This is a genomic window from Streptomyces dioscori (assembly GCF_003024195.1).
Taxonomy (GTDB): domain Bacteria; phylum Actinomycetota; class Actinomycetes; order Streptomycetales; family Streptomycetaceae; genus Streptomyces; species Streptomyces dioscori.
On the sequence record NZ_KZ679041.1, the window covers coordinates 151,889 to 164,564 of the forward strand.

Here is a 12,676-nt window from a genome sequence, read left to right on the forward strand (position 1 = left end):
GCCGTTTGTCAAGCCGCTCGGGCCATCGGCGGTGTGAGCTCATAGCATCGTCTGTCGCGCAGGAGAGCCCAGAGAACGTTGACCCTGGCGGCGGGAGAACGCCATGACGGCCTGGGTGTGGCGTTTGCCTTTGGCGCGTTGTGACCGCTGATGGTTACTGAGCCGGGCCTTGGGAGCACGTGCCGCAGGCGGTACGGCCTCCTCTGATGCTGGTCAGGGTGAGTGTGATGTCCGTGCTGCACCTGCAACGGCAGCGCCACCGGTCGGTGGTCTTCCCCGGATAGGGCTCCAACGGCTCGAACCCGGCGGCGCGTGCCTCCGTGGCGGCTGCCGCCGGATCGGTTCGGCCGCCGGATCGGGGGCACTTCTTGCAGCCGGTGGTGCCCGACCGGATGGAGGACAGGCGCGTCGTGACTTCGTTTCCACAGGAACAGCGGCAGCGCCAATGGTCCGTGGTGCGGCCGGGGTACGGCTCCAGCGGCTCGAACCCGGCAGCTCGCACCTCGGCGGACGCCCGCTCGTCGGTGGCCGAGTTGAGGGCACAGAACCGGCAGCCCTTCGAACCACTGTTGACGTTGGAGTAGGTGGGGCTGGTTTCGCGACCGCACGTGGTGCAGCGGCACCGCCACGGCGTTGCGCTGCCCGGGTAGGGTTCCAGCGGTTCGAGTCCGGCAGCGCGCATGGTTTCGCCCGCCTTCGGCGCGTTCGCGGCGGCGCGTTTCGCCTGGGTCTCCTTCGCCCGGCAGACGCGACAGCGCTGGCCCGCATTACGGACGGCATTGAAGGTCGGACGTCCCTCGTGCCCGCAGGTCATGCAGCGCGAGGGCCAAGTCGCGTTGGTGCGGCCGGGATACGGAACGAGTGGCTCGTATCCGCAGGCCCGCATTTCGGCGGCTGCGGCCGCCGCGTCGATGAGGACCGCGGTACGGGGTCGGTCGCCGACTCGGGGTGCATAGGGTTCCGTGGCGTTCCGAGTTTCCTCGTCGACCATGGCCCAGACCTCGGCCGCCGTGACGCGGGCCGCGGAGCAGGTCTCGGTCCAGCCATTCGGCATGACGTCGCTCGTGAGGAAGGGAATGAGCCCGGCCTGTCGCAGGCGGCCCAGCACGGCCTGCTCGACGTCGTAGGCAGCCGCGCCGGTGGCGTATTCACGGGCCTGATGCAGCTGCCAGCCCTGCCGTTCGTGTTGGATGAGGCGAGAGGTATAGCCGGTGCAGGCCCCGATACCGATCTTGACGGCTTGCCACTCCCGGTGGGTGATCACGTAGACCTTCGACGGTCCTGCCAGGTCGATGCCGTGGGTGGCACAGAACTTGCATCCGCCACCAGTACGGATCTTCATGAGGGTCGGGGAGACCTCGTTGCCGCAGGTCGTGCAGCGGCAGCGCCACGCAGTCACCGAGGTGGCATAGGGTTCCAGCGGCTCCAGTCCGGCGGCACGCATGGCGACCACCGCGATGTCCGGGTCGGTCTTTCTGCCCGCTGCCGCTTTCACATCCGCGCAGTGTCGGCAGCCTCCCTGACCCGCCAGAATGCCGCCCAGACTCGGTGATGTCTCACGCCCGCAGCCGTTGCAGCGACACCGCCACGCCTTGCCACGACGCCCCGCGTACGGTTCGAGCGGTTCCAGGCCAGCGACGCGCATGAGAGCCTCGGCTTCGTCCGCAGGCCAGCGGCGTCGGCCACCCGGTGAGGGAGGACAGTACGGGCAAGCCCGAAGGCTACGCCTGAGGTTGCTCAACCTGATCTGGACGTCTCGGCCGCACGCGAGGTGGCGGCAACGCCACAGGCCGCTCGGTCCCGGGTATGACTCCAGCGGCTCCAGGTCAAAATCCTTCGCCTTGACTGCGGCTTGGCCGCCGTCCGTGCGGGGCAGTTCGCGGCGACGCGACCATGCCCGGCTGATGCCCTGCCCGGCGTTCTTGCGCCCGCACGGGCCGCAACCTCCTTGTCCGCCCTTGACCGACCCATGAGTAGGTGTCCCGATCGTGCCGCATGTTGTGCAGCGGCATCGCCAGGGGACGTCGGTTCCGGGATAGGGGGCCAACGGTTCCAGACCCGCCGACCTCATGAGCGCGGCGGCTTGGTCCGGATCGAGCGGCGCGTTCGGCGCGCACCATCGGCACGGTCCCCCTCCGCGTTTGATGTGCGAGTAGCGCGGCTTGACCTCCCGACCGCACGCCACGTGCCGGCAGCGCCAAGGGGCTGTCGCCCCGGGATATGGCTCTAGCGGTTCCAGGCCGGCCGAGCGCATCAACTCCACCGCCTCCTCCGGAGGAATCGGAGCCGTGCCTGAGCAGTACCGGCAGCCACCCTGCCGGCCTGCGGCAATGTTGCCCAGCCGCGGTGACACTTCTCTCCCGCACGCTTCATGGCGGCAGCGCCAGGGCTTATCACTTCCTGGATAGGGCTCCAGCGGTTCGAGCCCGGCATCCCGCATGATCAGCACCGGATCGCGTGGATCCTTCCGCGGACGTCCCGTCGCCACCCGGCCTCCTTCTGAAGTGCCCGCTTCCGGGGTGAGGATCGCACGCGGCACTGACAACGGCTTCGTTCACGTCAGGAGATTGGGGCGGGCTTTCTCGCGGCGACTTCCTTGCCCGGACCTTCAGGGCTGTCCTCTTCGTGGTACCCAGCGAAGCGGAACGTCTCACGCAAGGCTCACAGAGAGGGGTGGACCGGGACAGTGCTGGACAGGCGTGGCCCGTCGGAGCATGTGGGCCTCGGTGCGGCGACGCACCTACTGGTAGGTGCCGCCGTGGCGTCGGCGTACGACGACATCATGCATGGCATGGGCCCTCTCCCTCACGACCGCCTTCCCCGCAGCCTCTTCGGCGACGTCGGACAGGTCGAAGCGCTGAACCAGGTCCTCAAGGAATCGACGGGACTGGACATGGGCTGGCATCGGACCTGATGCGGCCCCTTTCACTGCTCCTGGCACAACGCCTTCGCTGAGCACCGGTCACGCCTTGCGCCTTCTACATGGCCATTCCTCACCTGGCCTATGACGTGGTGGCTGCATGGGTGCCGTATCCCGAACATTCGGGAGTGAATTCAGATCGATAGGCGACCGAAGGTGAATCAAGTGTGACCGCTGTGCATTTAGAGAATTATGGTGACAAGATACGGCCTCAGATCCTGAGGGGATGACGGCACCTCATGGGGCTTGTGGCTTCCATTGCTGTGTGTTCCCGCCGGATGTCCCAGGGTGTGTACGAGCGCAGCGAGGAGTCGCGATGACCCAGCCCAGTGATCCGCGTGTCATCCCAGGCCCGCGACACGGCTCCGCCGAACCATACGGGACCGTAGTCCCGGTGCCGCCTTGGCTCACCAAGGCGGTCATCCGCAACTTCCGGCTGCTCCGCAGAACCGAGCTTTCCTTCACGGACAAGGTGACATTGTGCGTCGGCCGCAACAACACGGGAAAGACCTCGCTGGCGAAACTGTTCGAATTCTTCGTGGCGAGGAAGAAGGCTGCGCTGCGCATTGAGGACTTCTCCGCCGACTGCTACGAGGAGTTCCTTGCCGCTCATCGCCTCTTTGCCTCGGGTGAGGCGGAGCAGGCGCGCGACACGGTTCCGGCAGTCACCCTCACCCTCCATATCTCCTACGACAAGGACTGCGGCCAGTACGGACCCCTGGCCCCCTTCGTGGTCGACCTCGACCCCGACTGCTCCGAGGTCGTGATCAGGTTCGCCTTCGCGTTGGGGGACGGCGCCTTGAAGGAGTTCTTCGGGGGCGTGCCGGTGGGGCTGGATGCCACGGCCACGCTTGAGCAGCTGGGCAGAGGCATCCCGAAGCACTTCGAGATGTCGGTGATGGCAGTGGATCCGACCGATGAGGCGAACGTCCGGCCGGTCGACCTCGCCGACGTGCGCACCCTGGTGAGGGTGGACTTCGTCGAAGCGCAGCGAGGGCTGGACGACGAGAGCGACGGGCATGCCGCACCAATCGGAGCGGTCTTCGAGCAATTGCTGACCGCGGCGGAGAAGAGCCAGAACGCGACGTGGCTGGAGGAGCTCGCCGCGACCATCGACGAGACACTCGTAGGCACCTCCGGCAGTCTCGACAGCAGCCTCCAGAAGGTCCGTGAACGGGTGGCGCCGACGTTGAAGGCATTCGGCTATCCGGGTCTGGGCAACCAGGAGTTCGTCACGGCCGCCAGGCTGGACTCCAAGAGGCTGCTCAGGAACTTCGCACGCATTCACTATCCGGGAGTGGCCGGTGTTCGGTTCCCGGAGTCGTATAGCGGCCTCGGTACGCGGAACCTGGTGATGATTTTGCTCAGGCTCTTCACCTGCTACCGCGACCACACGGCGACCTCTCCGGAGTCGGGGATCCATCTCGTCTTCCTGGAGGAACCGGAAGCCCATCTGCACCCGCAGATGCAGGAGGCGTTCATCCAGCGACTCACGCACTCCGTCAATCTGTTCCCCCAGATCGACTCGCAGATGAGAGCGACGATGCCCGGGCAACAGGGAGCGGTCGAGGAGAATAGCCCCGCAACCGACAGCAGCCCCCGGTGGAACGCTCAGTTCGTGGTGACCACCCACTCGGCACACGTGGCCAACCGGGGACACTTCTCCGACATCCGGTACTTCCGCAAGGAGGAGGACACCGTGGAGAGCGGAAGCGAGCCGGGGCCGGCCCGCACTGTCATCAAGGACCTGTCCCAGGTGACCGGCGACGAGAGGTTCCTCCGCAAGTACCTGAGCCTCACGCGGGCCGACCTCTACTTCGCGGACAAGGCCATCCTCGTCGAGGGCGCCAGCGAGCGTATCTTCGTCCCGGCTGCGGAGGAGAAGCTCGCGGCGGAGAAGCCCGGCCAGATGCCCCAGCACCAGTACGTGACCTTGATGGAGGTCGGCGGGGCGCATGCCCACAGGTTCTATCCGCTTCTCAAGGCCCTCGGGATCCCGGCCCTGATCATCACGGATCTTGATCCCGTCGACAACAGGAAGCCCAAGAACCGCAAATGCCTGGTGTCCGAATCCGGACGTACGTCCAACCAGTCCATCAGAGCGTGGTCCCCCGAGATGGCCGACATCACGGTGGCTGAGCTGCTGCAACGGGCCGAGACGGACCCGCCGATCGCCGGCGGCAGCATGTGCCTCGCCTACCAGGTGCCGGAGGAGCCCGGCGGTCCGTGCGGCCGCACCTTCGAGGATGCCTTCGCGCTGGCCAACCGGGCTCTGTTCGGTATCCCCACGGGCGCCTCCACCGCCGAGGAACTGGAACAACAGGCACGTAGCAGCGTGGAGACCAAGCGCAGCAAGGTCGACTTCGCCCTCGACCACGTCCTCGGAGACCACGACTGGCAGGTCCCGAAGTACATCAGGCGCGGCCTCGAGTGGCTCCTGGCACAGGACGGGACAGCGACGAAGGCGGACGTTCAGTGACGACCGAGGCGGAAGATGTCACGCGCACGATCCTGACGGCTCTCCAGGCGGGCCGTCACTTCAAGGTGGAGGCCGGTGCCGGTGCGGGCAAGACCAGCTCACTGATCGAGGCGCTCCAGAGCATCCTGGCCGACCGCCCCCGTTACCTCCCACGGTCCCACCAGCGCATCGCCTGCGTCACCTACACCAATGTGGCCCGCGACGAGATCATCAGCCGCACCGACCGCAGCCCGTACGTGTTCGCCGAAACCATCCACGGTTTCCTGTGGCAGCTGCTCTCCCCTTTCCGCAAGCACCTGCTGCGCCACATCGTCGAGCTGGACCTCATGCAGCCGAAGATGGAGGGCCACACCTCACTGGACGGCTACACCGTCGAGTACAGCACAGGTTTTCAGAAAGTGGACCACGACAGCCGTCACGTGCAGCTGGGCCACAACGATCTGCCCGTCCTCGCGAGGGCGCTTTTCACCCTTCCCAAGTTCCGGGCCCTGGCTGCCGACCGGTTCCCGATCGTCTTCGTGGACGAATACCAGGACACCCCCGCCGGACTGGCGGAGGCCATGCTGGGCACGCCGGGCGATGAGGCCACCGCACGCGGCCCCCTCTGCGGCTTCTTCGGGGACCACTGGCAGCAGATCTACGACAACGCGTGCGGGGCACTCGAGGACGCCCGACCGACACCGGTCTTCAGACGGCGCAATCGGCGCTCGCAGCGCGCCGTCGTGAACCTCCTGAACACGATGCGTCCCGAACTGACACAGACCACAGCGCTAGGAGCTGGCGAGGGCACCGTCGCCGTCTATCACACCAACGAATGGGCCGGGGCGAGGCTCACCCACCACCGGAAGGGTCAGCTCGGCTGGGACGCGGCCCACGCGGCCCGGAAATGGGTACTGGACGACGTCCGCGATCGGTTGTGGAGCACCGGGGCATCCCGTGACGATGCCCAGGCGCGGGCGGAGGAGCCCAGTACGAAGATCCTCATGCTCACGCACGAGACGATCGCTGGCGAACTGGGATATCAGAAGCTCCACGGGGCCTTTCGGCGCAACGATTCCTATGTAAGGAAGGAAGACCACGCCATGGCCTTCTTCATGGACACGCTGGAACCGGCCCTTCTCCACCACCGGAACAAGCGCTACGGCGCGATGTTCGACGCACTCGACCCCCGTGGCCGCCCACCCATCAACTCATCAACTGACAAGCAGGAATGGATGGCGTTTCTGACGGAACTGGGGGAGGCCCGCAAGACGGGCACGGTCGGCGATGTCCTCGACCTCTGTCTTGAGCAGCAGCTCTTTGACGGCCTGGGGAAGGTGCGCGAGCGTCACCGGAAGGCCGTGTCACCATCCGGCGCCGACCCGCAGGCTGTGAGCAACGACAAGGCTGAAGCCAGGGCGGCATCGCGGTCGAAGGAGTACCAACAACTGCGACAGGTGCCGTACGCGGAGTTGCTGGCGTTGAACGAGCACCTCGGCGGCGGCACGCCCTTCGCCACACAACACGGAGTCAAGGGACTGGAGTTCAACCGAGTCCTCGCCGTGGTCAGCAAGGGACACTCCCGCTTCCAGATCCCCGAGATGCTGGCTAACTTCTCGCGGCGTGACGAACTGATGGACAAGGAACTGGAGGCGTTTATCAGGGCACGCAACCTGTTCTACGTGGCATGCTCACGGGCCAGAGAGCACCTGGCCATCCTCTTCACCACGAAACTTGAGCCCGCTGCACTGGACACCCTCCGGAAGTGGGTCGGCGAGTCGCGGATCACGTCGCTGCGGTTCGACGGGGACACGGTGGTGCGTGGCGAATGAGAAACGAGGCAGGCCGGACGGATCCCCGGGCTAACCTCGGCAAGGGATGCCCTGGATTGTTGGTCGCCTGGATGCGATCGCCTCATGACGACCTCGGGCAGCTCCGGCCGCCCAAGATCACGGAGGAGGTGGGCGAAGGTCGGAGCGCCGGTCAATCACCGGATCGCCTCGCAGGCCTTGGTCATCCGCACCGACGCATGGCTCACCGAAACACCGCTCGCCCCCACCAAGACCGCACGCTTCACCCACATCTGACCCGACTAGCATCGAATTCGCCAACGGTGTCCTTCAAGGGACGCCACCGGCGTACCGTCAGGGTGAGGGTTCCTTCCTCTGGCGTTGCAGGCTGGGGAAACGCCGGATGAGTTCGCGCGCTTCGGCTGCGGCCGGCCCGTCAGACGCCGCAGCACGATGCACGAGGGGGGCGATCTCGCGTTTGCGGTCCTTCTTTCTGAGCTCGGAGGCCCAGGCCGTGACAGCGTCCGGGGGAAGCTGGCGCAGCACTTCGTCCACGAGACCGGGAGCGTGCCTGTCGCTGGCGCGTATCCACGCCGAGAGGTCTTCGAACGGATCCGTGGACTTCGAGGAGAGCCCGGCGATGAAGCCGGGGCGATTGGCCTCGGCGAGTTCGGACGCAATCTGCGGATCGTGCGCGGCGATGCTGTCCACCACAGTGGCTGCGATCTCCCAGTCGTGGCTACGAAGCCTGAGGTCAAGAGGAAGCCCGCGCCGCAACAGCCGGATTGTCATCTCGGGCGCCATGTATGCGAGGAGGACGTCGATGGCAGCGTAGCGTGCCTCGAACCGTTCGAGGAGTTCCTGCGCCTCGTCCGGCCGGTGTTCACGGAGGACCTCGACCGCGTACAGGTGGCATCGTGATGGTGTCGGCAGGCTCCGCTCGAACTCCACCGCGAGTTCGGCCACGTCTATACGGCTGACGATCGTTTTTGCGCTGGTCGGGTCAATTTCTTTCATGGCCTCGACGAAGCCACAGAAGTTCTCCCAGGTGAGGCCTGCAGCAGGGTGCGACAGCGTTCTGGCGAACCGATCGGCATTGAGTGTGCGCACGAACTTCTTGGCGAGTCGGCGGGCTGCCGGGTCGGGCACGTGCCGGCCCCGCAGAAAGTGAGGGGCGAACCCCAGGAGAAACGCCCAGGTACGGAACATCTTCTGGGACTCGGCCGGAGGGTTGCGGGAGATCGCGGTAGCCAGGTGGGGTGTCAGCTGGTTGAAGACTTCGAGTCCGAGGTCACGCTGTGTGTAGGCCAGGACGCTGAGGAGTTCGTCGACGGCATGGATGTCCGCCGGTGGGTTGGCGGCGAGAGCGTGGAAGGCCTCCGGGTCGTAGGCGTGGCCGACGCGGGTGATGAGGGGCATGCCTGCTGCCTGGGTGATCCGGTCGACGGCGCGGGTGGTGGAGTAGACATGTGGCCATCCGCCGTCGGGGATCAATCGAGCGAGGGCGTGCGGGTCGACGTCGGCCAGGAGTTTCTCGGTGAAAGCGCGGTCGTCATTTGCCAGCGCGTTGATCAAGTCGCCGATCGCCCAGCCGTTTTCCGGGGTGACACCACGTACCCATTCGACGACCCGGCCGTGATGGTCGCGGATCAGGTCGAGGCAGTCGTCTTCGTACGGGCTCAGGAGATTTTCGAGGAGCTGGGCGGCCATGGCCGCATCTGGTCCGGCCGGTGTGGCGAGCGCACGTTCGGCCAGTGCGTGGATGCGCGGACGGTGCAGAACGTCGTATTGGTTGAGTACCCACCGTGACTCGCTGTCGTGGTTGCGTCCGATCAGCCATGCCGCGCCACGCAGTGGTGTGTGGGGTGAGTCCAGGGCAAGGCGGAAGAACGCTGCAGCGGTCTTCCGGTCGGCTTCGACATGGTGGTCCGGCAGCACGGCTCGGGGCCGCTCCGTCCGGCGTATGGGAGGCGGGAGCGGCGGCGCTGGGGTTTCGGTTGCTGACGCGATCGGCGGGATCGTGACAGGTTGGGGCGGTGTGTGGGAGTAGCGCGGAGGGTGCAGCATCCACCTGATCAGTGCCCATGCGGACCTGAGGTGCGCGCAGCGCAGGACTCCGTCGTTCCGGGTGATGAGCCGCTTGTCCCGCAGGATGGCAAGGCTCCGGTCGATCCACGCGCGGTCCCGGCCGAGCTGACGGGCGTACGGGGCGAGGCTGTCGGTGGTCACGCCGGCATCGACGGCGGCGATCTGAGCAATGGCGAGGGCCAGCAGGAGCAGGTCGGCGCGGTCATGGCCGCGCAGGTCGAGTGCGTCCCGTTCGGTGCGCCGCCAGCCGCCTGTGAGGGTGTAGAAGAAGAGCCAGGCGGAGTCCTTCGTGGAGGCTTCGTCGATCCGGTTCATCAACAGTTCGTCGCCTGCCAGGTTGCCGACGAAGTCGTCCAGCGCGCGTACCTTGGGCAGGATTTCGTCCGCGCGTTCTCGCATGTCGCGGGCGAGCGCTCCGACCGCGGCGATGTTGTTGATGCGGTAGGTGGTGACGCCGCCGGCGACGTGATCCACGCCGACGACCAGTACGAGCTGATCTGCGGTGGCCGTTTCGGCCAGTTCGCGAACCAGGTCTGCGGGCAGGTCCTGGGCGTCGTCGACCAGGAGTGCCTTGCGGTGCGGGTATAGGGACAGGTCTGCCATCCACTGCCGAAGGCCCCGCTTGCGGGCGTCATCGCGCAGTCGTAGCACTTCGTAGCCGTTTTCGAGGAGGTCGCTCAATGCCTGGTAGGCGGTGATGGATTTGCCGCAGCCGCTGTCTCCGTTGAGTACGACGGCGTGATCGCGGCGCAACGCGTCGACGAGGAGTGCGACTTCGGGAAGGCGGGGACAGGCCTCTACGTCGGAGGGACCGAGGCGCTCACCGGCCAAGGCGTGGCTGATGTCGTGTTTGCCGCTGAATGGGACCGTGTGCCATGCCGATGTGGCCTCTTGCTGGCGCGTTCCGTCGGCTAGGGCGGGAAGTGCGGTGTCGGCCACGGCGGGGATGTCGTCGCTGCCGGAGACGTCGGGTCCCATGCGGCAGACCCGCCAACCCTGGTCCAGCGGCGCGATGAGCTGGTCCACTACGACGGTGTCGCGTTCTGAGTAGCCGACGATGAGAAGCGTACGGGGGTGGTCTGCGACCAGGCTGCGGATACGGTCCCGGAGGTTGGGGCCGAGGGTGCCAGGCAGGTGCGGGAGCATCCAGGGTTGCTGCGGATCGGCTGCGTCACCGTGCGGCTTGAACAGGATGCCGTCGGGAATGCCGGTTCCGTATTGGCGGCGGTAGGCGGATTCGAGGGCGGTGTCCCAGTTGAGCGAGACGACGCACTCGACGACGCCGGCGTGGATCAGGGCGGCGAGTGCTTCGTGGGCGGCGGACGGCTGTACGCTGCGATGCCGGTCGAGATTGGCCATCTCCTGCTGGAAGCGCTGCCGGGCAGCCGGTGATCCTTCGACGGTGCGCCACGCTGGGTCCCAGTGGCCACCATTGTCGCCGACCAGCAGTTTCGTCGGCATGTCTGCCGTGCCGAGTTCGGCAGCGAGGTCTGCTCGCGCAACAGGGTCGGCGTCGACGGCGTCCCACAGCAGTGCGGCGAGACCGGCGCTGGTCGGGTACCGGGCGGAGAGAGACAGTCCGGCCCCGACGACGGCGACGACGCCGAGTCCCAGACGACTGCCCAACCGCGCGATGCGGTGTGCGACATCGGTGTTCATCGGCTCAACCTGGATGTCGACGGGAAGCAGGATGGTTCGCTACTGAGTGGAAGTCCTCGCATGCCCTCCATTGTCGACCATGGCACTGACAGGGCCTTCTGCGACGCGGTCCTCCATGCTGGGTGAGTGAACGACATCGACAACCTACTGCGAAACACAGGGCAAGCATTTCTGGCGGCGTCATGGGATCGGCTGCGGAGGGAGAGGGTGGTTCCGCCGCCACGCTTTCACCCGTACCTGAGGGTGGGGCGTGACTACTTCGGGGGCTCGGTGACGCCGCTGGCCGAATACCGTGCGCTTGAAGATGCGATTACCGCTTCTCATCCTCGGTTCGATGCTGATCGGCCATTCGACGAGCGCGCGTTCCCCGGCGGATTGATCTTCAGTTTCCTGGAGACGTTCATCGCTCAACTGACCTGTGCACAGGAGGAGTTCTCTCCCGATGGGCCAGTCGCCGAGCAGTCACTGCGTGACCTGATCCAGGCAGTTCACGCAGACACTCACGAGGTGGCGTGCTGCCGGGTGGTTTCCCACCTGGCCACCGCAGACGGCCGGCCGGTCGAGTTCGCCAACGTCCGAGTCGAGCCGGTGATCTCGGAAGCAGCCGGCCACGACAAAGAGTTGCAGCGAATGATCTCGTCGGTGATCCCTGGGGCGGTGAGCGCCTACGGCCGAGACCGGCCCTATGGGTTCGCGCCGCCGGAGAGCGTCGTTGTTGCGCGAGACAGTGGCTCGAAGCCGTTCGACCTGGCCGATCCGCTGTCGCAGCGGATTGAGCGGTTCATGTTGCTGGTACGACTGCTGAAGCCAGGCACCAGTGAGTCGATGCTGGAAGTCCGAGGGGAAACTCACACGGTCCGAGAGTTCAAGCCCACTGTGCTCCGCTTCCGGGGCGCGGGGCCCGGGTTCGCCTCTCCGACGCAACTGGCCGCTCGTGTGATCACCCTCAGCTCGGATGATGCTGGCCGTGTCGATGGGCTCGGGCGGCTCCGGGCCGCTGCCGAGCAGCCGCGGACAGGCATGCTATTCACGTCTTTTGGAATGGCGATTCAAAAGTTTGTGCTGTCCTTCCATGCTTACGACTGGTTCGAGCAGATCGTCGATCTGGCGACCGCCTTCGAAGCGGCGTTGTCCGGAAAGGAGAAAGACGACGTCACGCTCCGCTTGAAGATCCGTGCGTCGACGCTGCTGTTCACCGACCTTGATCCAGCAGAGCAGATCTTCAGAGACGTGGGCGTGATCTACGGACTCCGATCCACGCTTGTCCATGGCGGTGCCATGGCGGAGAAGACTCTCCTCAAGGAGGTCCGCAAGATCTCGACCGTTCCCGACGGGCTGTCTGACGGAGAATCGATCGCGCACGCCGTAGAACGGTTGCGCGACCTGGTCCGCCGCAGCTTGCTTGCCCGGATCTGCCTCGCAGCCGACGAGAATTCTTTGTGGCCCTTGGACGCGGATGCGGGTGTCGACGCAGCCATGGTCGACGATCGCCGTCGGAAGGCATTGCGTGAAGCGTGGCGAGACACTCTCACAGGGATCGACGCCATCCACAGCGTCGCCTCGTCTGCCCCCCCCACCCGCGGCGGGCAGTCCACGGGTGACGCCGCGAAAAGGTTGACAACGGCTCTTCCCGCACCCTGGTGATCTGCGCGCGAACATCCATATATTGCCCTGGAGTACGTGGTTCTCCCCGCGCGCCGAACCCCGGGCCGGGCCGGTACATCGGGCGATCAGAGCGTCCCTGTTCCGAAGAAGCTGTCC

General features: G+C 66.0%; 6 protein-coding genes and 1 pseudogene. 4 read left to right on the forward strand and 3 right to left on the reverse strand.

From position 1 onward, the window contains the following. Positions 1–8: 8 nt before the first annotated feature. Together C6Y14_RS44925 and C6Y14_RS44040 are read right to left on the reverse strand one after the other, a co-directional pair. Positions 9–141, reverse strand: a pseudogene (locus tag C6Y14_RS44925) (IS110 family transposase); the annotation flags it as partial. Between the two features lie 13 nt (positions 142–154). Beyond that, positions 155–1,495 carry a hypothetical protein gene (locus C6Y14_RS44040; RefSeq protein WP_159074216.1) on the reverse strand — a complete coding sequence of 447 codons (1,341 nt, stop codon included), beginning with the start codon at positions 1,493–1,495 and terminating at the stop codon, positions 155–157. A 1,296-nt stretch (positions 1,496–2,791) separates the two neighbouring features. Between C6Y14_RS44040 and C6Y14_RS45490 the strand changes: the two genes are divergently transcribed. The 3 genes from C6Y14_RS45490 to C6Y14_RS11955 all read left to right on the forward strand — a co-directional run bounded on the left by C6Y14_RS45490 (position 2,792) and on the right by C6Y14_RS11955 (position 7,210). Continuing rightward, positions 2,792–2,914: a hypothetical protein gene (locus C6Y14_RS45490; protein ID WP_263973066.1), complete on the forward strand. Its 123-nt coding sequence runs from the start codon at positions 2,792–2,794 to the stop codon at positions 2,912–2,914. A gap of 322 nt (positions 2,915–3,236) precedes the next feature. Further along, positions 3,237–5,399 (forward strand): ATP-dependent nuclease, encoded by a 2,163-nt coding sequence (locus C6Y14_RS11950; RefSeq protein WP_159074217.1) that lies wholly within the window; start codon positions 3,237–3,239, stop codon positions 5,397–5,399. Beyond that, positions 5,396–7,210, forward strand: coding sequence for a UvrD-helicase domain-containing protein (locus tag C6Y14_RS11955; protein WP_159074218.1), 1,815 nt, complete (start codon positions 5,396–5,398; stop codon positions 7,208–7,210). Before C6Y14_RS11950 ends, C6Y14_RS11955 begins: the two co-directional genes overlap by 4 nt. A 312-nt stretch (positions 7,211–7,522) precedes the next feature. On the opposite strand, the gene C6Y14_RS11960 is transcribed toward C6Y14_RS11955, so the two are convergent. Further along, on the reverse strand, positions 7,523–10,915 hold the full coding sequence (locus C6Y14_RS11960; protein ID WP_107016581.1) for an SIR2 family protein: 3,393 nt from the start codon (positions 10,913–10,915) through the stop codon (positions 7,523–7,525). 126 nt (positions 10,916–11,041) lie between these two features. Between C6Y14_RS11960 and C6Y14_RS11965 the strand changes: the two genes are divergently transcribed. Then, the gene (locus tag C6Y14_RS11965; RefSeq protein ID WP_159074219.1) at positions 11,042–12,559 is read left to right on the forward strand and encodes a HEPN domain-containing protein; all 1,518 of its coding nucleotides are present in this window, start codon (positions 11,042–11,044) and stop codon (positions 12,557–12,559) included. The last annotated feature ends 117 nt before the right edge of the window (positions 12,560–12,676 follow it).